The organism is Paenibacillus sp. V4I7 (genome assembly GCF_030817275.1).
Classification (GTDB): Bacteria; Bacillota; Bacilli; order Paenibacillales; family NBRC-103111; genus Paenibacillus_E.
In genome coordinates, this window is record NZ_JAUSZD010000002.1 from 6,395,359 (window position 1) to 6,421,600 (window position 26,242).

Sequence of the window (26,242 nt, forward strand, 5' to 3'; positions counted from 1 at the left end):
TTTTACACCTCCAAGACCCAGTTTCGGGTCCGGAGGTGTTGCATCGCTCCCTTTCGTCACTTCGTAACTAGTTATTTGCTGTCATGCGGTACCGTAACCTCAGCAGTAGCCGTCGTTTGGTTTCCTGCGAGATCGGTAATCGTATAAGTAATCAGATAAATGCGTCCTTGCCCTTTGCCGGACCGCTCGGCGCGCAGCTGAAACTCTGTATCGAAAGTTCCGATTTCGGCGCCCACGATATCTCCCGCCGTATCTCCGTCACCCAAGCCGTCGTCAGGCTCATTGCTCGTAATCGAGGTCAGCACGATCGTACTGACACCTGAACCTTCATCCTGCCCATACACGCTTATCTGAACGGATACCAGACTGTGATTCGCAGTCGATAAAGTCTGCTTATCCGGAATCAGTATTAATGTCGGCACTGTTGTATCGATGTTACTGACGGTGGCCGTAGCCGTTCCTTTATTTCCTGCTTCATCCATTAATTCAAAGGTGAAGCTGCCATTGGCCGTGAATGTATAGCTCGTGGAACCGCCATTATTGGTGATCGCAGCAGCTTCGCTTGGCGTAATGGTTGCAACTACATCTTGATTGGTCGGCAATGTCGTGCTGTAGGCCACTGTTGCCGTTGGCGCTACTTTGTCGATGTTGTACACGGCGGCTACAACAGAGCCTTGATTGCCCGCCGCATCAACAAACTCGAATGTAAAGCTGCCATTGTCAGCAAACGTATAGCTGTTTGAACCACCATTGTTGGTAACAGTTACAGCTTCGCTTGGCGTAATGGTTGCAACGACATCTTGGTTGGTCGGCAATGTCGTGCTGTAGGCCACTGTTGCCGTTGGCGCTACTTTGTCGATGTTGTACACGGCGGCTACAACTGAGCCTTGATTGCCCGCCGCGTCAACAAACTCGAAAGTAAAGCTGCCATTGTCAGCAAACGTATAGCTGGTTGAACCACCATTGTTGGTAACAGTTACAGCTTCGCTTGGCGTAATGGTTGCAATTACATCTTGGTTGGTCGGCAATGTCGTGCTGTAGGCCACTGTTGCCGTTGGCGCGATTTTGTCGATGTGGACGGTGACAAAATCATTTTCAGCATTTACCGGTTGTACAAGCACCCACATAAAATATAATGCTTTAGCCGCTTTCGCTCTTGTAACGCTCTTCTTCGGTTCAAGCTCTGTTCCGTTGATCATCTTGCCTCTGGCGATACCCTTCTCTGAGCGGATGAGACCCAATTCATATGCATCCTTAACCTTATTGACCAAAGCCGGCGATATATCGGCTATATCCGTTAGCTGCTCGTAGGAAACTAGCGGATAGTACATAACTCCTTTGGCGCCGGCATCCAGATTCGGATCATAGTTCGGGCTGCCAGGCACAGAGGTCGTGCCGTTATAGTCGGTCATGTACTTCGGCTTCGTAGTGCCGAACTTGGCGCGATATGCGTCATCCAGAATGGAGCCCATCACCTCTCGCGAAAGAATTCCGCTCGTATATTCCGACGATGTCGATATATCCACGTCCATAAGCTCGCTGAGGGCCGTAATGAATTCGCCCACCGTCATATTCACATCGGGATTAAAGTTTCCATTGCTATCCTTGTACATAACACCAAACTGAAGCATTTTCTCAATCTGATTCCGATAGTAAGAGCCTGCGCCGATCGTTGTATCCTTGGCCATTTCAGGGAAAATGTGCACCCAATCATTCGATGCGACGGCATCCTTGACGTCTTGCTTCAGATAAGAAGCAATATCCGCGGCTTTCGGATCGCCTGCTGCTCCCTTGTTCGCGATGTCCGTAACGATGATTCGGGCAAATTGTTTTCCAAGAGCTTCCTTATAGTGAGTTCCGTCTACTTTGTTTGACGGATGTCCGTTGGCGTAGCTCCCATCGTTCGTTTTTCCCGGAGTTTCCCCTGCTTCAATGGACATGACGATCGCGGTCGTCGCTTCGACTCCTATAGCGTTATAATACTTGAGGCTTTCCGAGTTCAGATCAACAACGGTGACTCCTAATTCCGCAGCTGCCTTTTTCATAATATCCGGGAACAGTCTGGTTTTAAAAGAGTTCGTATAGACAGATCCTGGCTGCGCGGCGCCGTTGACTCTGGACATCGGCGTCACCAGTACGGGAATCATCCCGCGAGCCCGAATGGCAGGAACATACATATCCTTGATATAAGATTCATACATGGCTTCCGTAGCGCCTCTGCCGAATCGACGGTTCTCATCCGTACTTTCGTCATTATGACCGAACTGAACCAGCACGTAGTCTCCGACTTTTCCCGTCATCAGAATATCGTTAAAACGGCCTTCCGTATAAGCGCTCTTGAACGAACGTCCACCCATCGAATAGTTAACGACGTTCACTTTGCTCAAATCGAACATATTGTCAAATACCTGACCCCAGCCACTCATCGGCGTTTCATCAAAGGTGTAGGATTTGACCGTAGAATCCCCCAGCGTATAAATCGTCTGAGAACTTCCAGCCGGGCGCGTTTGGGGCGCGATCGGTGTAAGAACGATTTCCTGTACGCCTACAGGCGTATTCACTTTGTTCGGTTCAATCTCGATATCAATAAAGCTCTGGCCGTTAACAAAGTTGTAGGTCCATTCCTTACCGCTCGCAGTAATGAAATTACGTATAGGCACCAACCGGGCTGTATCCCAGAACCCGCCTCTTAGAAGCCGGCTCGATTGCATGCCCGAAACCGATACGGTTGTGTCCGCAGCAGCGGAGGTTGTTTTAACGTAGACCTGGTACGCTCCCGGAGGAGCTTTGATCCGAAATGCCATGCCGTAATTGTTGTAGTTGTCCTTCTCAAAGCCTTTCTCTGCATAAAATTGCGGTTCGCTAATGACAAAACCGGTTCCGTCCGAAGTAATTGGAGCCGTATGCACTTGTCTTGCCGGCAGCGCGCTGGTCTCATTAACAAAGCCATAGCCAACCGAAGAGTTGTACAGCGGCGCACCGTTATTCAGGCCATAAACCACTGACGTGTATCCGTCTTTAGCTGTATTGGTAAAATTAAATTTGTAGGTAATCTGTTCGACCTTGTCGGGTACGTTCTGAATAAGATTAGCGATCACCATCAGATCCTGATTATCGATTTTCCCGTCCAGGTTGATGTCCCCCGCTTTGACCAAGTCCCATTCAGAATCCCCGGATGATTTGCCGTAATGAGCAGTGATCCATCCCAAATCTGCGATATCGATTGCCCCGTCCTTGTTGACATCCTTAGGATCATAATTGAAATTGACTGTGTTATAGAAATTTTGAATCGCCTTATTCAGCTCAAGTGCAGCTTTATCGATCTCCTGCTGTGTCGATGCCCCATTGCTCTCCACCGCCTTGGCGGCCTGGATCGCCGATTGGAACGTTGCCTTCGCTCCAGACGGGTACTGCCCTGTGCCCGTTCCTTCCACTGCGGCGAGGACCGCAGCTTCGGCATTGACAATAATGGAGTGGAGAACCGATATATCCGCATTCACACTCCCTTTTATTGTGCTGCTTACCGTCGCAGACGGCGCGCTTTGACCATCCGCATTGTTTGCGGTCACCGTATAATAGTAAGTTTGGCCTGCCACTACGTTAGAATCTATATAGGTCGTGTCATATACGGGACCGGCGATCGCCGTTAAGCTGCCGTCGCTTGTTGTGCTGCGTTGCACGCTGTAGTAGGCGGCTCCAGCAACAGGGCTCCAATTCAGCGTAATTGTCCCGTTGCCCGCTGTCGCGTTCACTCCTCCCGGAGCCGACAGTGCTTGTGGAGCTTCTTGTCCGGGCAGCATGCTGATTAACGTCGGCTCCCATCCATCGGCTCCCGCCAATATTCGCTGCGGCGTATATTCATTGGCTTCACTAGCCGTTAATTGTCTGGTCCAGCTGAACCTGCCCTTCGCATTGGCTCCCGGCCCGCTGCTGTTATACTCCCCGTATCTGGCCGTCGTTTCATTGCTGGCACTGCCCCAATTGTCCCAACCGACGGCTTTGATATGGGCGTCCATCCAGCTGTTGATATATTTGACATTGGCGTACGGCCTCCAAGGTCTGCCCAAATCAACGGTGCTGTTCGTTGCGCTGATATTGGCATCGATATCCCAAGAGGAATCCCAGCTTCCTACCGTTACGGAAGATTTTAATGCAGAAGTGCCTCGTGTCAATCTCGAGTTGAGGAATACGTAACCGAATTCAGCTGTCGCATCCGTTGAAGCGGCTGTAATATGGCCTCCGGCCTTCCCTACGAATTTGATCTCCGAGCTGTCGAAGACCGCCCTCGCATTGCCGAAGATATAATCGCCATCGCCTTCAATAATAACGTCCTTATAGTATTGTCTGCCGCTGTTCGCATACAGAGTGTCCTGGAAGCCAAGCATCTTCACGTTCGTAAATACGGCGCGGTCTCCCGTCACAGACAACGCAACAGCCGGTGCAACCAACGTTCTCGGGTACGCTGTATTTTGAATCGTCAAGCTGTCCGCCGTGAAATTGGTTCCGGTTACGCTGACCGAGTAGCTGTTGCCCGTTCCCAAAATAAGCGTTCCTGCAGGCAAAGCAGAGCAGAAGCCAGCAGCCGCCGGAGTTCCGGTCGCGCTCTCCTTGCAGGCATAGTCGTCGTAGGTCAGGATCGTGCCGTCCCGGCTTTCGCCGACAAAGCTAACATAAGGCTTATTGACCAGGATTTTTTCCTTATACACGCCGTTCTTGATGAAAATAACGGTTCTGACCGTATTGTTCGATGCGATGGAATTTACCGCATTTTGAATAGAAGTGAAATCACCCGTACCGTCCTTCGCAACGACGATCATTGACGCAGGCGTCGCAATGGCCGGCTTGCTGGGCGTACCTTCTCCATTTGCACTCGCAGCCGTCACGATATAGTAGTAGGTCGTGCCGTTCGAAGCAGTGTCATCGTTGGCGTTTGTTCCGGTCAAGCCTGTACTCAATACCGTGTACGGTCCGGCAAACGAGACCGCTCTCTTCACCGAATAGGAAGCTGCTCCCGGCACAGGATTCCACTGCAATGCCACCTTGTTATTGCCGGGGTTAACGGCAACTCCGCCTGGAGCGGCCGGCGCCCCTGCCGCTATGGAAGCAGGCGATGCGGCAACTTGTATGGAATTCATGCTTTCGAGCTGCCCGTTGAAAGCGGAAACCACATAATAATAGGTTGTGCCGTTGACCGCCGTTACATCCGTATAGCCCTCCGAGGCGACGTTTGCCGCGATCGTTGTGTAGGGGCCGCCGGAGTCCGTGCTGCGTTTCACGGTATAATAGGCTGCGCCGCTGACAGGCTCCCAACTTATGGCAACCTGCGAATCGGCAATATTGGCAGTAACATTCGCAGGCGACGCAAACGGTGCGGTCAGCTTCGCAACAACAGGCGTGCTATCGTTGCCGGGCGTTCCATCGGGTGCTTGGCTTGCCAATGTATAATAATAGGTCGTACCGTTCGTTAAGCCTGAATCATAGTAGCTTGTTTGCGTATACGGCAGCGTGCTTGAAAGGGTTGTATACGGTCCTTCCAAAGACGTGCTGCGCTTCAACGTATACTGGCTTGCGCTTGAAACCTGACTCCATGTTAGGCTTGCCGCTGAATCACGGGCGACAACAGCTATATTCGCCGGAGGCTGGGGCAACGCCGCAGATGCCGTAGGCGTTACGGATTGCTCCACCGAATCGTTATTGCCGAATGTATTGACTGCGCTAATCTTATAGTAGTAGGTCGTATCATTCGTTACGGTCGAGTCGTAATAATCCAATTGCGTCACAGGAAGCCCCGAAGCAATCGTCGTATACGGTCCGCCGGAAGTCGTACCGCGCAGAATCGAATACGACTCTGCGTTTTTCGCAGCCTTCCATAACATTTTTACTTTGGAGGCGTAAGGCGTAAGGCTTCCCCAGACAGGCGCATCCGGCAGCGCATTCGGCTTGTAGACAATGATGTTATCCAGCAAAATGTTTTGCGCTGTCAAGCCGCCGGTAGTTGCCGAATACGACTTGGCGACCGCATAATCCGTCGGCGCAGCACCGAGCGTTTTCAGCGAGAACGGTTGGCCCTCCAGCTTGCCGATCGCCGTTCCGTCGCTCATTTTGGTAACGTAGTAGTCGGCACGGAACGAAGTGAAGTTGACAACTGCCTTCAAATGGTACCATACCCCGTTCGAGACGCTGTTCGGTGTAATATTGGTAAAAGCTCCGGCACTGTCCTTCCATGCGATTCTGCCGCCTTTGAGGTCGACTTGAACGAGCGTATCCGTCGTACGGTTCGCATCATTGATCCCGCCGGACAAGGCCAGGACTGTTCGACCGCGGCTGATATCGTTCGTTCCGTTCGGGACAGTTGTGTCTCCGAAGAAATACATATCCTGCTCAATCGTCAAGATGCCTTCTTTCACATTTTGTCCCAATGATTTGGCGATGGCCGTGGAACCGCTGCCGTCACCGACAGTTGGGCCAAGCCCGTTCTTTCCGTCCAGGTCCCTGAGCAATAAAGCATCGGAAGTCACGGCTTCACCTCCGTCCATTCCAACCTGGGTAATGCCGATCGAGCTGTTGGCGCCGGTAATAGTAGGCGTATAACCCGCTACCTTCGTCATAGGGTTTGTCGTTTTCATCACCGTCGCATCGGTTACCCCATTAAAATCGTCATTGATTAGCGCGGTATTCCCGGAAGGCACAGACACGGCGGCCGCTGCTTTGCTATCTATTTGAGGAAAGGATGCTGTTAATAAAAGTGCAGCCAACCCAATTTTCAATAACCTATTCAACCAGACCACTTCCTTTTCATGTAACGTTATTCAAGGCGAATTGCGTTTATTGCTGCAGAGCAAACAAATGTTAAATGACAACAGCCATCTGCGCACCCATCCCTTTGCCTATCGGCGCAAATCCGTTTTAAGCGACGTCTGCGCCGAAAGACTGGTATTCTACCGCCCCGTTTACTTGGCAGGAGGAGCAACTTGTATGATGGATGGATTAGCCTGCAACACAGCAAAGCTTTGAGCCGCCCCGTTGGAGACTTTAAAAGAAGTGAAACCAAGCGTCGCTGCATCCGTACCCGAGACCGGCTTCACTTTAAACTTCAATTCAATAATATCGCCGCTGGAGGTTATGGCGTTGGAAGATCCCAGACTGGACGCGATAATCCTCACCTGACCCGGAATGTCCGTCTTCTGAGCGATGATCTGGAAGCCCGGTTTGAGCGAATCGGCGGAAACAAGTTCCACAGTGTTCGTCCCGAATTGCATGGTGAAATCCAATGCATACACCGATGAGTATTGGGAGGACGAAACATTACTTAACCCTACCCGGTAGCTGAACTCCTGCCCCGAATATACGGTCGCAGGCCCGCTAAGATTTGCGATCGGCAAGTCGGCAGGGATGCTCGTTTGGCCGCTAATGAAAATATACATGCTTCCATGAACCCCGCTGCTGTCTTTTGCGGTCGCGACAACCTTGACTACTCCGTTATTCTTCGCGGTCAGCAATCCGTCGGCGTCAATCATCGCCCGGCTTGAAGGCGTAATTCCGTCGCTTTCAAACACTTCCCAAGCAACCGCCGGATTTGTCGTATTGCCCGGAAGAACCAATGCCCGCAAGGACAGTGAGCCATTCTTCGACGTGATCGAATTCGCTCCGCCCGCCGAAATTACCGAGATGGAGGACACCCGCTCGACAGCAACCGGAGCTTTATCAATCAACCCGATCAACACTTTCGGATTCCAACCGTCGGAGCCGCCAAGAGTGGATTCTATGGTATATTGAGCTGCTTCTTCCGTTGTCAATTGTGTCGACCAATTGACACGCCCAGCCGGGTTGGCACCCGGTCCGTAACTTAAGTATTCTGAAAAGCGGGCAGTCTTCGAACGGCCGTCAACCCATTCGTTCCATCCCGTAGCCCGGATGTGCTCTCCAAGGTAGTTATTGATATACGTCGTGCTGCCGTAATCTCTCCATGGTCTGCCGAGGTCTACAGTTCCGGCAGGCGCATCTGCGCTGGCAATCAGTTGATTGTTGACAAACACATATCCCGGGTTGCCCATTTCTGTGGATGGTGCCGTCACATAGCCGGGGCCAACGCTTTGAATGATGTTGTTCTCGAATACGGCCGCAGAGCTTCCGAAGATAAAGTCGACGGTTCCCTCAATGTGGCTGTCAACAAAATACTGTCGTCCCTTTTCGGTCTGAAGCGTATCCTGGTAACCCAGCAGCTTCACGTTGCGGAAAATCCCCCGGTCACCTCCCGCATAGAGTGCGACGGCTTGCCCGGCAGTCCTTCCGGCATTGTTCTGAACCGTCATATTTTCCAGTGTAAAGTCTGTTCCCGCTGTCCTAAGCGTATAGCTGTTGCTTGTACCAAGCGGCTGACCGTTAGGACCGATCGTGCTTGCGGAATCTCCATTTAACAGAACGGTTCCTTCTCGGCTTTCTCCGATTATCGTAATCATTTTTTTCGTCGAGGGAACAAGCAGCTTCTCGTTATAAATACCGTTTTTCACCTTAATGATGGTAAGTTTCTCGCTGTTGTCCGGAACGGCATTGACCGCATCCGCAATTTTTGTGAATTGCCCGCTTCCATCCTTGGCCACGGCGAGTACTGCGCCCGGTACTGCCTTAATCGGCAAGGAATGATAGCTAAGACCTTTATCGTTGTGCGCCGCAACAGCATAATAGTAGGCTGTATCATTGGCCAGCCCCTTATCGGTGAACGCCAGCCCAGCCACTTGATCGGCGATAACCGAGAATGGTCCGTTCTTGCTGGTTGAGCGAACCACCTGGTAATCGCCAGCACCGCTGACCGCATTCCACGTCAACTGAATCTCCGTATTTCCTGGATCCGCTTTGATGCCAACCGGCACATCCGGCTGGCCGACGTTCAGTACGGGGCGAGCCGCTGCAACAGTGGATTCCAAGCCGGTACCCGACTCGTTTGCGGCAGATACTTTGTAGTAGTAAGGCTGACCGTTAACCAGCTTTGTGTCGGTGTAATTCGTTCCCGTCACATCTGCAGCGAGAATCATATATGGCCCCTCTATGCTCGTGGCCCGTTTCAGCGTATAACGGTTGGCTTGTGCAGCCGGGGTCCAGCTCAGCGTTACTTGGGCGTCACCCGCCTCCGCCGTCAAGCTAGGCGTACCAATCTGTGCAAGGGCAACGCCGCTCACAGAAGCCGAGACTTCACTTTCTCCCGCTACATTCGTAGCCGTTACTGCGTAATATTCGGTTACGCCATCCGGCACGCCGCCCACCCGGTAAGCCAAGTCCGTAATATTGGAAGCGACGACCTCGAAGGGTCCCGATGGGCTGGCCGCTTTTTTCACCGTATAGAAATTTACATTGTCCACGGCGTTCCAGCTCAAATCCAATTGCGAATCCCGGCTCACCGTTTTCAGTCCTGTAGGTGCCGCAGGCTTTATAGCGGATGCCGACGGGGTTACTTGCACCTGATTGGAAGCAGCGGATTCTCCGCCAACTCCGTTGGCCGTAACGACGTAGTAATACGTCTTCTCGTTCGTTACTGTGTTATCAATAAACGAAGCTGTCTGCGATTCAGATTGGATCGTTGTATAAGGGCCTCCATCCGTTTCGCTTCGCTTCACATTGTACGAGGTCGCCCCTTGTACATCCGGCCATTTCAATTCAACAGCTTCATTGCCCGGTACCGCAACCAATCCCTTCGGAGAAGCTACCGGCTCCACATACACCTTCACGTTATCCCAATAGGGGCTGCCCGATCCACTTCCCGGTGTGGAGAAATGAATACGGCCAATTCCCTTTGCTTGCGTATCGGCTAGAGCCGTGCTGAGGAAATCAATTTCCGGAGTCACCGCCGGAACATTATCTACATAAATCTTTGCTTTGCCCGTTTGAACGTTTGCTTCAATCTTGAAATTGATCCAACGGTTCAATGGCGGCAGCTCATTTGTCACCTTGACGTACGTACCGCCATTGTTGATGACGAACACATTATTGGTTCCATCCGCTTTGCGGATTTCCAAAGACAAAGGCGTCTTACCGCCATCCGGTGTCTGCAGCTGGAGCAGGCCGGCAGAGCCGATCATCGATTGCTGCATGTAATCCGCTTCGAGGATCACTGTACCCTTTTGCGGTGTAAAGGTCTTCGCAACTCTGGTGTTCACCGTGCCTGTATCAAAAAGCTGCATGACTTTGCCCGAGCTGTTCCCTGTACTCGTTCCAGGAACTGCCTGTGTAATCACTTTATTCGTGGCTGTCGCCGGAATCGGATTGACCAAGGTGTATCCGGCAGGCATTTCTCCAATGGTATCTCCTTCAAAATTGTCCTGAGCGAGCCAAATGACCTCAGGAGCGCCTGTTGGAGTCGCGCTGACCTCCGTTGAATCGAAGCTTTCGCCATTCGCATTTAACGCACTAATGACATAATAATACGTTTTACCCGTTACTAAGTTCGTATCGGTATAGGACGATGACGTCGCGTTTGGCATGATCGTTGTGTAAGGGCCGCCGGGGACGTCGCTTCGTTTGATGTTGTAGCTGGTTGCAGTGCTTACCGGGGACCAGCTCAGCACCGCTTTATTTTGTCCTGCCGCTGCCGCTGGCGCCTGTGGAGGCGTCGGAAAATCTGCGGCTAACGTATGAAGTTCCACGCCGCTGAATAAAGAAGTGTTGTATTTATTAATGTCGTCTATCGTCTTGGAGGCGTCCACCGCTAACCCGATATAGACGGTTTCCGACATCGGAATGTCAACGGATGAGATCCGCTTCCAGTTCGTCTTGTCTGCGGATATCAGTCCTGTCAACTGGCTGCCGAGTCGAACGAGCTTTACCCAATAAGGCGTCGATATGAAATCATCCGGCTCCGCCCTCGCAGAATCTCCACCTGTCGCCGAACGGCTGATTATGACACCTTTCTTGCCAAATTTGACATAAGGAATCGCAAGCAAGGCCATCTTGGAGGAAGGGTCCAGCGTTTCACGAACCATGACCCCCGCTTCCGCATTGTCATCCGTAGGTGTAACATGCTCAACCCGGGCGATGATTTCGCCGTTGCCTGTCAACGACTGATACGCGAAGTGAAACGCATCGGCGGTGCCTCCGATATCCCCTGCGGCTTTGACCGTTACCGTCTGTGCGTCACCTTCCAGCTGCGTATGGCCTGGGATACCTACAGAACCAATATCTTGCGACTGCCATGGAGCGATCGGACCGGTTTTGTTTACGTGAACAGCGACATTATCCGATTGCGTCGACAGCCCGACGTTGTCCGTTGCGCGGACGACAAGGAAGTGAGTCCCGTCGGTCACGTCGTTCCAATCGAAGCTGTACGGAGCCGCCCGATCCTCCGCTATGACAGTGCCGTCAACAATAAATTCAACTTTGGCAATCCCGTCGGTGTCGGAAGCTGAAGCCTCTACGGTTACATGGCTTCCGGCATCCTTCAAGGTGTTATTAACGGGGGAAGTGATCGAGACAACCGGGTTATCCGTATTGTTGCCGCCCGCGTTTCCTTTGACAATCAAGTCGTGGAGGTACACCTCAAGGTTCGTGTATCCTTCTGGAGACAAATTCGCCAAGTTCCGATCGTTCGGGTTTGCGGGGGATAAGCCCTTTTCCAATTCCCAAGCATCATCTATGCCGTCATGATCCTGATCGACTACGGTTGAGACGACTGCCGGATAATCGGGATATCCGCCCACTTCAAGCGGGGAATTCATATGCTGGCCGGTTCTGTTTTTCACGTCATTGATGACCCGGGCATCGATCGCATCACGCTTTGGCAAAGTAGCCCCCGCACCTGCGAGGACATGATTATACGCGTCCTGAGCGGATTCAGGAACGTAGCCGCCGGCAACCTGCGCGGGCTGAGAAAGCTTCGAAGAAGGGTCCTTAACGCTTTTCACGCCAAGCCAGTTGTCCGATGTGACAGCAGCGTCGCCATCCATAATATTTCCGCCTACGTACATCTTGCTTGGAGAAGAGAGCTGATCGAACAGCTGATTTCGCACATTGTAATAAGTGTTTGCACCATATTTATAATAGTTATTATTCAGGTTGTACTGCCCTTCGCCGCCGGTGCCATATGCGGAAAGTAGGCCCCAATTGTAAATAACATTATTGGTCGACTCAACGATGTCATATTCTTTCTTGTCCGTTGGGAATCTCGCATTGCGGCTGAAGTTGTGGGCAACAAGGTTATGAAGGAAGCTTGCGTTGTTTCCTCCCCAGATGCCGCCGTAGCCGTGCCTTCCCTTTTGGTGAGTAGTCATCAGCATGCTTTCCTCGGCGATCGACCACTGCACCGTCGTGTTCTGATTGTCATAAAGACTGAGCACCTCATCGACCGACCAGCTGAAGGAGCAGTGGTCGACGATGATGTTTTTGCGATAGCGGAAACCGAAGGCATCGTCCTCACTGGGATAACGATCGCCCAGGCGGAAACGCATATACCGGACAATGACATTGTCTGCCTCGACGGTCGTCGTGTAATCGGTTACCGTAATGCCGTCGCCGGGAGCGGTTTGTCCTGCAATGGTCAAGTTCGAGCCTGTAATTTTTAGGCTATCCTTCAATCGAATCGTACCTCCAACGCGGAAGACGATCGTCTGGTTACTCTGGCTTACTGCATGCCGCAGCGAGCCGGGAATCGGCGCCTCAGTCCTATTGTAATCCTCAAGTGTAGTAACCTCATACACCGCTTGACCGCGCCCGCCGGTCACATATTTGCCTCCGCCTTCAGCGCCTGGGAATGCCGGAAGCGAGACTGCCGCTTCTGCGTGAGCGCTTACAGGCATAGATGCGGTAAGTATAGCTGTAACAAGAATTTGTGAAAACCATTTCTTCATGACGTGCCTCCTTGTAATGGATATAGGAAGGAATGCCCCCTCCTAAGGCTCAGGGAACATTCCACTCTTACTATGAGGATGGGGGGTTATTTCTTCTTGCTTTTCTCGTAAGCTTCCTTATACTCCTGCATCAGCTTATCCCCGCCGGCCTTTTTCCATCTCTCTACTTCCGCCTGCCAGCCTGCCTCGTCGATCTTGCCCATAATAAACTTCGTTTCCGCATCGGTAATCATCTGCTCAAGCTCCTTGCCACGTTCGGAATACGTGCCCGACAGAAGATTATGTGCCGGGTTAGGCACAATATACTTCTCGTTTTCTGCACCAATTTGCGAATTCTTACGGAACAGGTCCGGCTGTTTCGCCTTTTTGGCGATGTTGTAGTTTTCGTTGCGGTTAGGGAACGTATCGCGATATGGCTTAACTTCCTTCGCGTCGGCATCACGGTTAAGAACCTCTGTAAATTCGCCTTTATCCGCCCAGTGCGTACCTTCCACACCTTTCACCAAAAGCGTTGCCATCTTCGGATCCATGAGTTTATCAATAAAGGCAAGAACCTTCTTCATCTCCGCTTCCGTCTTTACGGTCGCTTTCGGGATGGCCCAGAACCCTGCGTTACCCGGCTCGCCAGGGAGCCTTCTGCCGGTAGGACCTTCCACCGGCGCTGCATCCATAACAGCGGTAGGGACGACCTTAACGACCTTGTCTTGAAGCGACTGCGCGTTTCCGCCCGAGAGCTGAATGCCTCCGCGGCCCGACTCGTAGATCTTGGCCGTTTCCGTACCGTCCACTGCCGCAAAGTCCTGATTAATCAGCTTCTCCTCATAGAGACGCTTAAACAGCTTCATCGTTTGGAAGAACGGCTCGGTCGTAAACTCCGGTGTGAAATTGCCATTGCTTTCAATCTTCCATTTGTTCGGAGCACCTTGCGATACAGCAATCCGCGTAAGTGTAGAACTCACGTCTTGGTTGTATTTTTTCTCCAGAATCAATCCATACGTGTCATTCTTCCCGTTCTTATCCGGGTCGTTCAGGGTCAGTACTTTGGCGATATTGTACCAATCGTCAAGCGTCTTTGGCGGCGTAAGACCCATCGTATCAAACCAATCCTTACGATAGTGAATAATGGCACGGCCTAAATCGCGAAAAAGAGGGACCCCGTAAAGCTTGCCTTCAACGGATAAATTATCGTAGAATACCTGATTTTGAGCCGCAAGATTTTTGTAATCCTTTATATAAGGACCGATCTCCCAAAATAAGCCGGATTTCATCTGACCGATAGATGTAGCGTTATAACCCAATTTAATAATGGTCGGAAGCTCGCTCGCCGCCACCATCACATTGACTTTTTCATCATAAGTCGATGTTGGGAGCCATTGAATCTCCAGGTCCGTGTTCGTATAGGCCTTAATTTGCTTCTCAATCTCATTGTCCTTCGGAGGAATTTCGCCTACCTGGTTAATAACGAGCTTAATCGGAAACGGTTTGTTATCTTCTACCTTAGCGGTTTCTTGTTTCCCTTCATCCGGCTTAGTCTCACCGCATGCTGTAAGCACCGAAGATGTCAACAATACTGTACCTAACATAAGTGCTAAATGTTTTTTCCTCATTGTTCTACCCCTTCATTCTTTGGATTGTTATTATTTAATACCTATCCTCTCAATCATCCTAAGATAGATAAGTTATAAACCGATGTATTCGAAATAATCAAAATCCGCATGGTTTCCACTGGATACACCGTTGCTGCTTGCGAAGAGACCGATGTACGCTCCGGTGAAGCCCCCCGCCGTATCTGTGCTGAGAATGGTGCCGTCTATTCTGTCGGCCAAGTGCTGCCACTGCTCAACCTCCGTTGCATAATCGAAACGAAGGGACTGTCCTATCGCTTCCACTCTCAAATAAATCTTGCTCGCAGCTATGTTCTGGTTGAATAGCACCTTTTCCTCACCAGCAGCCCTGCTCACTAAGCGCACTTCCTGCTGAGAGTTAGCATTCAATCCGCATTCCAAACGGTATTGGTAATCTTGGTTTTGCAGTAACGCCAAACCCGCCGTTTCATTTGCGGTATTTGGCGTGAATTCTATCTTTGTCCGCACGGCATAGGAAATATCCTGCTGCCGGCGGCCTACAAAGCTTGGATTGCAGACCTCGGAAATCGACTCTGATTTAAGCCTCAGCCTTAGATAACCCGGACGCTCGCTTAAGCTCCAAAACTCTCCTCTCGGAGTCCTGATGAAATTCCATCGGTGCTCCAATGCCAGAGCATCAAAATGATCACAAGCAGGTAAAGCAGGCCACCTTGCTTCTGGTAAATTCGGCTTTGGCATCTCCCATTCAATGATTCCTTTGCCCGGATTCACTAACGGCCAATCGTCCTCCCACTCCACGGAAACGAGGAATGTTTCACGCCCCATATTCCGGTAGTGCCCCCCATACGGTCGGGAAGCCAAACATACCATCCACCACTCCCCAGTCTGAGTTCGAACAAGATCCGCATGGCCTACATTTACCATACCATGCTGTTTGCCAAGATGCCGATGTGTTAAGATCGGATTGCGTTTGCATACCTCGTAGGGTCCTGTAAGCGATTCGCTCCGTGCAATGGTAACTGCATGGGTAAAGCCCGTTCCTCCTTCAGCAATCAGCAAATAGTAGTACCCTTTGATTCTGTAAAGATGCGGGCCTTCTTGCGCGTGAGCTTGCTTCAATGCCCCGTCCCAAAGACTATGCTTCGGACCAACCAACTGCTTCGTCTCCAAATCCAGCTCCTGAAACCAAATCTCCATATGCTTCGGATATTGCTGTCCGCTTGGCGGCACTCGGTTTCCTGTATAGTAGACCTTTCCGTCATCATCGAAGAACAAGGAAGGATCAATCCCAGGTGCATTATCTAACCAATACGGGTCCGACCATGGTCCGGCAGGGTCTGTTGCCGTAACGAAGAAATTCTCGCGCCCGCCGGGAACTCTCTCCGTAAGCGTCGTAATCATGTAGAAAACGCCTTCATGATATCTTAGCGTGGGGGCATAGATCCCCCGAGAAGCTGGAATACCATCCAGATTGAGCTGCGACGGCCGATCGAGCACATGTCCGATCTGGCGCCAATGGACTAAGTCCTTACTGTGGAAGATCGGGACACCGGGAAAATACTCGAAGGTCGATGTGACCATGTAATAATCCTCCCCCACTCTACAGATGGAAGGATCAGGGTAAAACCCGGCAAGAATCGGATTACGAAACGTTTCCATTCAACTTCTCCCCTCTTTTTAGTAAAACTCTCTATCCCTTCACCGAGCCTAAGAGCACACCCTTCGTAAAATGCTTCTGCAAGAACGGATATACAAACAGAATCGGAACGGTAGCAAATACAATAACAGCCATACGAATGGTTAGCGGCTGAATCTCGGTATCATCGATACTTGCATCGCCGATTCGGCTTTGCGCTAAAATAACGATCTCCCGCAGGAGCACCTGAATCGGCCATTTGCTGTTATCGTTGATATACATCACAGCACTGAAAAATTGATTCCAGTGGGATACCGCGTAGAAAAGTGCGAATGTGGCCATGGCCGGCATCGATAAAGGGAGAACGATACGGAATAAAACACCCAGATCGCTGCATCCGTCGATTTTCGCCGAATCCTCCAAGCCGTCCGGTATTTGTTGAAAGAAGTTTTTAAGCACGATGAGATTGAAAGCACTGATTGCACTTGGAATCATCAAAGCCCACAGCGTATTGGTTAAACCCAGCGCTTTCACCACGAAATAGGTGGGGATCAACCCGCCTCCGAACAGCATCGTAAACAATACGGCGAGCAGTATGAATTGTCTGCCCCGGATATGTGTCTTCGATAGCGGATAGGCCATCAATGACGTAAACAGCAGATTAATGAAGGTGCCTACAACCGTAATGTAAATAGAAACCATTAAGCTTCTGATCAATGTATCTGTTGAGAATATGTAACGGTAGGATGCAAGGGACCATTCCTTGGGAAATAAAATGATTCCCCCTCTCGCTACCTCCGCCGGACTTGTGAAAGAAACCGCTAGAACATACAGAAACGGTAATGCACAAGCAATAGAGAAGATAAGTAAGAAGCTGTAGTTAAAAATATCAAATAGGCGGTTGCCTAGGGTTTTATCGTATGGCATTGCGATGTCCTCCTTTATTTAGAAAACAAGACGGTATTAGTACACGCCTTCCTGCCCGAATCGTTTGGCAAGCCAGTTCGAGCCAAGTACCAAGACCAGACCTATTGCCGATTTAAATAAACCTACCGCCGCACTGTAGCTGTACTGCGCCTGTGTTAATCCTTTCGTGTACACATAGGTATCGAATACTTCCCCTACCTCTCGATTGGTCGGCGTAATCATCAAGAAGATGTGCTCGAAGCCAGAGTCCAGAAAATTTCCGAGGCGCAGAATCATCAAGATAATGATCGTGCTGCGAATCGCAGGGAGAGTAATATGCCAGAGCTGTCTCCACCTTCCGGCTCCGTCTATGCGTACAGCTTCATATAGCTGCATATCGACACCGGACAAAGCCGCAAGGAAAATAATCGTACCCCAACCAACTTCCTTCCATATGGATTGCGAAATAATCATCGTCCGGAACCATTCCGGTTCGAGCAGGAAGGCAATTTTCTTCCCGCTGATCGCATAGATCAGTTCGTTTAAAATCCCGTTCTCCGTCGTTAGCAGCATATAAAATATCCCTACGACAACAACCCATGAGACAAAGTGAGGAATATAGATGAGCGTTTGTACAAATCGTTTGAACCTATCCCTGCGAAGCTCATTCATCATCAGCGAAAGAATGATCGGCAGCGGGAAGAAAAAGACCAGATTGTATACGGCAATGATGATTGTATTTCTAAACAGCATGCCGAATTGCGGCTCACTAAAGAATCGCTCGAAATGCTTAAACCCAACCCAAGGGCTTTCCATAAAACCAAGGTGGGGCTTATAATCTTGGAATGCCATAATCAGTCCGTACATCGGGACATATTTGAAAATAAGGAAGTATGCCACACCCGGTAACATCATCAGGTATAACCATTTGTCTCTAATGAATTCCTTCATCAGCAAGCTCAGTTTCGATTTTCGAATCTGTCCGTTCGATCGTCTCGACTGCAAAGTCAAGTCTGCTTTCATCTTAAGCTCCTCCACATCTCTTTGTTTATGCCTTTATTATTGGACAGAATCCTTGTGGCAGGCTATACCTGCGGCATAACCTCTTTTGCTTTTCTGCCCTTTTCCAGAGCAATAGCTTCCAGGCAACTATATATGCACAAACGAAAAAACCCTTGATTTTTCAAGGGTTCTACGGTATTTCCCAGTATTGGCGGTCTTATTTATCCTTATCCTTCTTGGTATAAGCTTCTTCATATTCCCGAATCATCTTGTCGCCGCCGGCTTCTCTCCACTTTTCGATTTCGGATTTCCAGCCTGCCTCATCAATCTTACCCATAATAAACTTCGTCTGCGCATCCGTAATCAGAACCTCGAGCTCCTTGCCACGCTCGGCATAGGTTTCTGATTCTAAGGTTAACGCTGGGTTAGGGACAATATACAACTCATTCTCCTTGATGATCTGCTGGTTTTTCCGATAGAGGTCGGGTTGGCGTATAGGCTTCAGGGCAGGATTACTGTCAATATACGGGAAAGTATCTCTATAGGTCTTAACCTCCTTTAGATCCAGTTCACGATCGAGAACCTCCGTATACTCGCCTTTATCGATCCAATGTCTATTTTCAATTCCTTTAGAAAGCACGGTTTGCATGGCAGGCTCCAACAACTTATCTAGAAAAGCTAAAATTTTTCTCATTTCCGCTTCCGTTTTCACCGCATCCTTAGGAATAGCCAGGAAACCGACATTGCCCGGTTCGCCAGGGAGCCGGATCCCTTCAGGGCCCTCTAACGGAGCCACCTCCACAACCGCTGAAGGAACTGCCTTTACCAGTTTATCCTGCCAGCTTTGGGCATTCCCTCCGACAACCTGAGTACCCGCCCGCCCCAATTCATATAACTTCGATGTTTCCGTAGCATCCGCGACAGCAAAATCCTGATTCATCAGCTTTTCTTGATAAAGCCGTTTAAACAGCTTCATCGTTTCGTGGAATGGCTCGGTCATAAATTCGGGGGTGAAGCGGCCGTTCTCCACCTTCCATTTGTTCGGCCCTCCTTGCGATACGGAAAACCGTGTCAGTATGGAGCTTACATCCTGATTGTATCTTTTCTCCAAGATCATCCCGTATGTATCATTCTTCCCATTCTTATCCGGGTCACCTAGCGTAAGCGCTTTAATAACCGTATACCAATCATCCAACGTCTTTGGCAGCTTTAAACCCAAGATGTCAAACCAATCTTTACGGTAATGGATAACTGCACGACCAAGGGGACGGTACAATGGTACCCCGTATATTTTCCCGCCGACAGCAATGTTATCGTAATACAACATATTTTGGGCGGATAATTGTTGATAATCCTTTAAGTAGGGACCGATTTCCCAAAACTGCCCCGCCTTAAGTGTAGCGATGATCGTCGGCGTATAGCTGAGCTTGATCAGCTTCGGGAGCTCTCCGGATGCGATCATCACCTTCACCTTCTCATCATAGGCCGAAAAGGGAATCCATTGAATTTGCAAATCCGTGTTCGTGTACGCTTCAATGGCTTTTTCCATCTCGTTGTTCTTGGGAGGAATCTCTCCAATTTGGCTGACCACGAGCGAAAGAGAGGAGATTTTAGCGGTATTTTCCACTTCCTGCTTTTTACTCTGGCTGCATGCAGTCAGCAGCATGGAGGATATAAGCAAGCTGACTATGAACACGGAATATCGTTTCATTTGGTACTCCTCTCTACTTTTGATCCATCTTCTCACGATACTGCCCTGGTGTTACATCGAACATTTTCCGAAAACTCCGAATGAATGCGCTTATATTTTTATACTGAAGCCTTTCACCGATTTCCGAAATTTTCATATCCGTTGTCTCCAGCATGACCTTGGCCATCTTCATCCGATAATCAGATAAATAATCGCTAAACGTCGTGCCGATTTCCTTCTTGAAAATGCGGCTTAGATACACCGGATGGTAGCTAAGAATTTCCGAACACGATTCCAATGTAATTTCCTGATCGAATTGCTCCTGAATCATCCTTACAAGCCTATCAGCAATTTTTACGTATTGCGTTTCTGATTTCTCTGATAAAACCTGAATGATTGGAGCAAACAATCGGGATTCGAACCAGTACTCAATTTCATCCCGTGTTTGCAAATGCAGCAATCGCTCTACCGCGCCTTCATCCTCAAGAACTTTTTTTATCGAAATGCCCTGATCCTGTACGATCCCTAGAATCCGGGAAATAAGCTGCAGCAGTAAAATGTGATGCTCATACAAAAAGCCGTCCTTATGCAGCAGCGCATTCAAATAATCCTGAAACAGCTCGGTGGCTTTGTCCAGCTGCATTTCGCGAAGCGCATACACAAGCTGCTCTTCCATTACCTTTAGGTGCGTATAGACATATTTATCTGCTCCGGGGTTATTTTCGATATCCTCATAGTGAACAATAATCTCCGGCCCAAGACTTATACGCGACTTCATAGCTAACAAGCTCTCTCCATACGCTTTGACGGTATCTGTTAACGTAGGAAACGGTTTACTGATTCCGATGCTTACTTGTATATGTAAGTAGTGCTTGGCATTTGTTTTAATGGACTCCGCCATTTGATATAAAATGCGCTTGACCTCCGCCGGATCCTCCACATCCGTTGCCACAAGCGTCACTTGCGACTGATTCAATATAATCGGTGTAAACCGAAACTCAGGAGGCAGTACCTCCTGGGCAATGTTATTCACGGCATAAAGCAGAAGCTCCCTGTCTTGCTCCTGATACTTGGTATCCTGCAAATTATCAATTTTCAGCGTAAGCACCCCCAGATGCTTCCAGCCGGTTGGAAAGCCATACATGGCAGAGCGGAATAAATAGTCGTTCTCCGATAACTGTCCTGTAAACAGCTTTAGTACAAAAAACTCTTTTAAATGTCCCGCTTGACCGAGCATTTGCTGTTCGATATGATTTCTTGAAACAGCCAAAGACTGCATGCTTACTTTAATGAATTCCAGCTCATCGGTTCTAGGCTGTATCGATTGAGCGTTAAATTTATGATCAATACCCTTGGCAACATCTAATAGATTCTGTATCGGTCGATACATGCGGCGACTGCCGTATAAAGCAAAAGCCAGCACGACCAATAGGATGGCAGCGCAAACAATCAGCGTTAGCTTGGCAATTTTCTGGGGTTCCTTGGTGATTTCACCAATAGAGATAACCGACACATACGTCCACCCGTTGTAGCCTGAGGAACGGTACATAACCGCTACCTCTTCATTTCCTAAATGTGTATTGAAAAATCCTTGTTTATTTTCTGGTTCCGCTTCCAGTTTATTAGCAATGACCTGATTAATTTCGTGAAAGCCATCCTTTGCCTCAGCCGTCACAAGAATATCAGCTCCTGTGCGGTCCAAAATATAATTCCGGTTCGATGGATTGCCGGGTATCAACGCTTCCCGAATATCGGCCGCCGATATTCGTACAACCACAAGTCCTTGCGGCTTATTCGTTTGGGGCAGGATCGGTATTTTATGTACAAGGGTTATCATTTCCACAGGATTTTCCTCAACGCCATTTGCAGGCACCGTTCCTGTACGCCAATAAATGCTTCTCGGCTGCTTGGCATACTCCCAGAACTCCTTATTGTTTACGAGCTGATCTAACGGTTTAATGGTATTTAGGCTTATAGACCAGTTTCGCTCCAAATTAATTAAAAAGGCCTCAGTGATGACAACATCACTTGATTGAAGGTTATACAACGACACATAAAGATCACGTATCTGTTCAAAATCAGTGGGCGAGTAAGTCGTGTTCATCGCCGTCTTAACCAGGGAAGAGTTGGCATACTGCGTCGCCGATTTCTCAATGGATTTCAACATTTGTTCCACACGCATCTGGGTTTGCGCCAACCACTGCATGTTGCCATCTTTTACCTTATCCTCAAGATCCCTAGTTGCAATCGAATAAGAGACAATCCCAATAATTACAGCGGGAAGTACGCCTAATACAAAGCTAAATGCCAGTAATCTAAGCAAATATCTGCGCAATACGCTTTCCCCCTCCGGAAATACCGCTGCCTGTTGTCTAAAAAATTGATTTATTTCTATTATATATGGAAAATGGGAAATAGACATTATGGTTCTTTAAAGGAGTGGGATACCGAATGAATGGGGATTTTCTTTTTATCAAGAAGCATGACATTCATAAAACACTAGAAGGCGGTAAACTTCATGAACGCGCGAATCGTTTACTTCACGGATGCATTTCTGGAACCGTATCGCGGATCCCATCTGGATCTGCTCCTATCGCCTTTTATGCAAATCAATCGCGTTATTGATTTTAACAACCTGGAACAAAATTATATCGAGAATCTTCTCTTTCAAATGAATAACGAATATGCCAACCCCAATCGTCATGGGCAGGCACTTTATTTCGAAACACTGCTCGTCCAATTACTGCTGTTCGCCTCCCGTAAGGCGGCGGAAACGGCGGAAACCGCCTATCTTCCGATGAACAAAAAAATTGCAGAAATCACCGAATATTGCAACACACATTATAGGAAAACACTTACGATGAAGGAGGCGTCTGCTCAATTCTTTATTAGTCCCTTTCATTTCAGCCGTCTCTTTAAGCGATATACAGGCTTCAACTTTACCGAATACATTCTCACACTCCGAATTCGAGAGGCACAAAGACTGCTGCGGGAAACCTCCAGCAAAGTAATCGATATTGCAGCATCCGTCGGCTACATGAACATCACTCATTTTAATCGCAAATTTAAGCAGGTAACCAAAATGTCACCTCTCGAATATAAGAAAATGATTAGAACGAATGTAAAATAAACATACGTAAAAAAAAAGAAGGCTGAAGCCATCGAATGGCTTATGCAACCTTCCCGTAAATCTGCTATCTATGAATAGGTTCCACATGCACCAGCTTATCTGACTCCATGCCGGCCAACAGGAATGGCGCCAATCCCATCATAACATCGCTAACTACCTTCTCTTCCACATAATACTTGAAAGAGCCATCTCGGTAAGGGGTTCCCCCCAGTCCGGCTCCATGACAAATCCCATGCAGATGTACCCCGGCTGAATCGGTTTCCACAAGATGATCGATCATTCCTTGAAACCCTTTTAATGCTGCGGCCTTGAATTTCCCAGATAAATAACCAAGTCTAGTCCCCTTAGCCAGCGCGTAAACAAACATGCCACTACCGGAGGCTTCTACATAATTGCTTTCCCTGTGCCCCATATCCAGCACTTGATACCAAAGGCCCGTATCTGGGTCCTGCACCTTAGCCAGCGCTTCCGCCATGCGCTCAAAAATCCCGATAACGGTTCCCCGTTTTGGATGATCCACAGGAAAGTGCTCCAGTGCATCGACGATCGCCATCGCGTACCACCCCATCGCCCGGCTCCAGAAATGAAAGGATTGTCCTGTGTTCGAATCACACCACGCTTGTTCTCTGCTTTCGTCCCAGCCATGATGAAGCAGTCCTGTCTTGGGGTCTCGCGTGTGCTTCTCTACCAGCAGCAGTTGCTTAGCTACATCATCGAAGAGATCCTCCCGTCCGAACATCTTCGCATACTCCGCAAGGAACGGAGAGGACATGTACAGCCCGTCAAGCCACATTTGGAATGGGTAAATCTTCTTATGCCAGAACCCGCCCTCACTTGTTCTTGGATGTCCTTTCAGTTGAACAGCTAACAAATGAGCGGCCTGCTCATACCACTTCTCACCCGTTCTCCGTATTAAGGGGAACAATACCTTTCCTTGATTCACTTGATCCAGATTATATTCTTCGATCGCATAAGTCCGAATCCTACCGTCAGGCTGAACGAAAAGGTCCATGTGACGCTTCATAAACTCATAATAGCGTTCATCGCCGGTTTGCTCCGCCAGCCTTCCAAATGCGAGAAGCATCATACCGGGAACGTAGGCCCACCGTTTCGCCAGCTCAGGATGATAGCCCTCTGCATCAGCTTCAGACATAAATGTATTTGCTGTATTTACAGCCCAATCAAGATGTTTCGTCATTGTTTGTTATCTCCTCTTTTTCCTTATATAAGCTGCTTCTGTAACAGTTTTTGAATACGGATCGGTGCTCCTAACTTGAAGATGGTACTATCTCTCGGATCTCATTGTAGGCCAAATTCAATTTAAATTCTTTGTGCATCCTTGTTCATTTTTGTGGAACTTTGCTATTTATGCGCTTTTTATGAAAATCAAAAAAACAACATACATATTGACATTTCACTTTGCGAAGCATAATATATTATAACTGAGAATCTTAACCTAAAGATATTTATGCTCATCCATCATGATAAAAGCATGACAAAAAGGGCAGATGTCATTAGCGAAATGAATGAGGAAAGATACGTTGATCATGATATTTTGAAAACTTCTGAATAAAAATTTACCAATTTTAGGTAAAAAACCTACTTAATTATACGACATCCATACGGTATTACCCACAACCTCAAAACCCTGCTTATACCAAAAATTACGTGATTTTTCTAATGAATAAACATACATTTTCTTATTAGGGTATTTCAGTTTAAGCCAATCCATGAAGAAAGCCGCATAACCCTTCCGTTCAAATTCTTTCAGTATATCCAATGCTTCTATAAATACATAATCTGTTTTGTTCTTGATATCAATATAGAAGTCTTGTTCTAAGTATTTTTCATCATCGTTAAAATAATCTTTCTCCGCTTTCTGAATTAACTGTTTCGCACTCGTGTATTCCCAAACCACAGCATACCCCACCATCGTATTTTCAACTTCAATGAGATATACATCATTAGGCAATTCCGAGCTTTCCTTCTTACTCAATTCCCCTGCATGATAGCTGGATTGCAATTCACTTAATATCGTTTGGAACTCTTGATCGAAAGCTATTTTCGTAATCGTAGGCATTATAAATCTCCTTTTCACACTGTTATCGGTACCGGAAGTATAACATACATCTACACCATCCCCAATGTTAGTTAATAACTTCGGCTATAGTTAATCACATAAAGCTCATATACTGTAAATATTTTCACTACTTTCAAAGACATAGGAACTTCTATAGAATGTAAAGTGTCATCACGTACAACTACTCAATAAATTTAGTTTCTACTAAAATCTAGAGGAATGTGGGAGGATGAATCATGAAGTATTCGTATTTAGGGAAATCCGGATTGAAGGTCAGTCAGTTATGTTTAGGAACGATGAACTTTGGACCGGAAACCGAGGAAAAAGAAGCTTTTAAAATTATGGATACCGCACTAGACGCGGGAATCAATTTTTTCGATACAGCTAACGTCTACGGCGGAGTTGAAAAAAGAGGATGGACAGAAGAAATCATCGGACGCTGGTTCAAACAAGGCGGAGGTCGTAGAGAGAAAGTCATACTTGCGACGAAAGCCTATGGGGATATGAATGATCCCAATGATGGACCGAATGCTGAACGAGGATTATCTGCGTACAAAATCAGACGTCATCTGGAAGCATCGCTGAAAAGACTGCAGACGGACCATATAGAGCTTTATCAAATGCATCATATCGACCGCAATGTAACTTGGGATGAGCTGTGGGGAGTATTTGAATCCGCGGTAAACCAAGGAACTGTTGACTATATCGGGTCCAGCAACTTTGCAGGATGGCATATTGCCTGTGCCCAAGCTGAGGCCAAAGCACGTCATTTCCTAGGCTTAGTCTCTGAGCAGCACATGTACAATCTACTTGCCAGATTGCCGGAGCTGGAAGTGCTTCCCGCTTCAGAAAAACTCGGTCTTGGTGTCATTCCATGGAGTCCTCTTGCCGGAGGATTGCTAGGCCGCAACGCCTTGGCAGGTACAGGTGCCCGGAGTGCGCGTTCCGCTGAGCGGATCGAGAAGCATCGGAGCCAGTTGGAACAATTTTCAGCACTTTGCAAAGAAATCGATGAAAAAGAAGACGTTGTCGCCTTGGCCTGGGTACTATCGCATTCAGCCGTTACCTCGCCAATTATCGGACCGAGAACGATCGAGCAGCTACAAGATTCGTTACGTGTACCAGAAGTCACACTGAGTGAAGATACGCTGAAAAAGTTGGATGAGATTTTCCCAGGACCCGGAAAACCGGCTCCGGAAGCTTATGCTTGGTAGACCGACAGGTCTAAAAAAGCGGCTAATCCCTTAGGGATTGGCCGCCTTTTCATCTTCTTGAAGCCTCACTCTTGCTCCATCAGCTTATACTTCTCTATTGTTCTTGTCGATGATGATAATGAGGATTCGTATTTATTTACTGTTTACTACCCTACTCACAGCTCT

At 48.5% G+C, this 26,242-nt stretch carries 12 protein-coding genes; 2 read left to right on the forward strand and 10 right to left on the reverse strand.

Features of this window, described 5'->3' with window-relative positions; genetic code table 11:
• Positions 1-71 precede the first annotated feature (71 nt).
• The 8 genes from QFZ80_RS30060 to QFZ80_RS30095 form a co-directional block, all read right to left on the reverse strand.
• Positions 72-6,779, reverse strand: coding sequence for a pectinesterase family protein (locus QFZ80_RS30060; protein WP_307562360.1), 6,708 nt, complete (start codon positions 6,777-6,779; stop codon positions 72-74).
• Positions 6,780-6,950: 171 nt separating this feature from the next.
• Positions 6,951-12,833 (reverse strand): pectinesterase family protein, encoded by a 5,883-nt coding sequence (locus QFZ80_RS30065; RefSeq protein ID WP_307562362.1) that lies wholly within the window; start codon positions 12,831-12,833, stop codon positions 6,951-6,953.
• Positions 12,834-12,919: 86 nt separating this feature from the next.
• Complete coding sequence (locus tag QFZ80_RS30070) at positions 12,920-14,440, reverse strand: extracellular solute-binding protein (protein ID WP_307562364.1); 1,521 nt, start codon at positions 14,438-14,440, stop codon at positions 12,920-12,922.
• A gap of 72 nt (positions 14,441-14,512) precedes the next feature.
• Positions 14,513-16,078, reverse strand: a complete 1,566-nt coding sequence (locus QFZ80_RS30075) for a glycoside hydrolase family 43 protein (protein ID WP_307552078.1) — start codon at positions 16,076-16,078, stop codon at positions 14,513-14,515.
• Between the two features lie 31 nt (positions 16,079-16,109).
• Positions 16,110-16,982, reverse strand: a complete 873-nt coding sequence (locus QFZ80_RS30080) for a carbohydrate ABC transporter permease (protein ID WP_307562366.1) — start codon at positions 16,980-16,982, stop codon at positions 16,110-16,112.
• A gap of 36 nt (positions 16,983-17,018) precedes the next feature.
• Positions 17,019-17,912: an ABC transporter permease gene (locus QFZ80_RS30085; RefSeq protein WP_307564269.1), complete on the reverse strand. Its 894-nt coding sequence runs from the start codon at positions 17,910-17,912 to the stop codon at positions 17,019-17,021.
• A gap of 268 nt (positions 17,913-18,180) precedes the next feature.
• Positions 18,181-19,674, reverse strand: coding sequence for an extracellular solute-binding protein (locus tag QFZ80_RS30090; protein ID WP_307552075.1), 1,494 nt, complete (start codon positions 19,672-19,674; stop codon positions 18,181-18,183).
• A gap of 13 nt (positions 19,675-19,687) precedes the next feature.
• Positions 19,688-21,988 (reverse strand): helix-turn-helix domain-containing protein, encoded by a 2,301-nt coding sequence (locus tag QFZ80_RS30095; RefSeq protein ID WP_307552074.1) that lies wholly within the window; start codon positions 21,986-21,988, stop codon positions 19,688-19,690.
• A 183-nt stretch (positions 21,989-22,171) separates the two neighbouring features.
• Between QFZ80_RS30095 and QFZ80_RS30100 the strand changes: the two genes are divergently transcribed.
• Positions 22,172-22,783, forward strand: coding sequence for an AraC family transcriptional regulator (locus QFZ80_RS30100; protein WP_307552073.1), 612 nt, complete (start codon positions 22,172-22,174; stop codon positions 22,781-22,783).
• 64 nt (positions 22,784-22,847) lie between these two features.
• Here QFZ80_RS30100 and QFZ80_RS30105 read toward each other — a convergent pair whose 3' ends face one another.
• Positions 22,848-23,981 (reverse strand): glycoside hydrolase family 88/105 protein, encoded by a 1,134-nt coding sequence (locus tag QFZ80_RS30105; RefSeq protein ID WP_307552072.1) that lies wholly within the window; start codon positions 23,979-23,981, stop codon positions 22,848-22,850.
• 405 nt (positions 23,982-24,386) lie between these two features.
• On the reverse strand, positions 24,387-24,863 hold the full coding sequence (locus tag QFZ80_RS30110; protein ID WP_307552071.1) for a GCN5 family acetyltransferase: 477 nt from the start codon (positions 24,861-24,863) through the stop codon (positions 24,387-24,389).
• A gap of 236 nt (positions 24,864-25,099) precedes the next feature.
• On the opposite strand from QFZ80_RS30110, the gene QFZ80_RS30115 reads away from it, so the two are divergent.
• Entirely contained in the window at positions 25,100-26,077 is a 978-nt protein-coding gene (locus tag QFZ80_RS30115) for an aldo/keto reductase (protein ID WP_307552070.1), read from the forward strand.
• Positions 26,078-26,242 lie beyond the last annotated feature (165 nt).

Excerpts from the sequence above, each read along its gene's own strand:
- QFZ80_RS30065 (WP_307562362.1), bottom strand. The coding sequence starts at position 12,833 with ATGAAGAAATGGTTTTCACAAATTCTTGTTACAGCTATACTTACCGCA.
- QFZ80_RS30070 (WP_307562364.1), bottom strand. The coding sequence starts at position 14,440 with ATGAGGAAAAAACATTTAGCACTTATGTTAGGTACAGTATTGTTGACA.
- QFZ80_RS30075 (WP_307552078.1), bottom strand. The coding sequence starts at position 16,078 with ATGGAAACGTTTCGTAATCCGATTCTTGCCGGGTTTTACCCTGATCCT.
- QFZ80_RS30080 (WP_307562366.1), bottom strand. The coding sequence starts at position 16,982 with ATGCCATACGATAAAACCCTAGGCAACCGCCTATTTGATATTTTTAAC.
- QFZ80_RS30085 (WP_307564269.1), bottom strand. The coding sequence starts at position 17,912 with ATGAAGGAATTCATTAGAGACAAATGGTTATACCTGATGATGTTACCG.
- QFZ80_RS30090 (WP_307552075.1), bottom strand. The coding sequence starts at position 19,674 with ATGAAACGATATTCCGTGTTCATAGTCAGCTTGCTTATATCCTCCATG.
- QFZ80_RS30100 (WP_307552073.1), top strand. The coding sequence starts at position 22,172 with ATGAACGCGCGAATCGTTTACTTCACGGATGCATTTCTGGAACCGTAT.
- QFZ80_RS30105 (WP_307552072.1), bottom strand. The coding sequence starts at position 23,981 with ATGACGAAACATCTTGATTGGGCTGTAAATACAGCAAATACATTTATG.
- QFZ80_RS30110 (WP_307552071.1), bottom strand. The coding sequence starts at position 24,863 with ATGCCTACGATTACGAAAATAGCTTTCGATCAAGAGTTCCAAACGATA.
- QFZ80_RS30115 (WP_307552070.1), top strand. The coding sequence starts at position 25,100 with ATGAAGTATTCGTATTTAGGGAAATCCGGATTGAAGGTCAGTCAGTTA.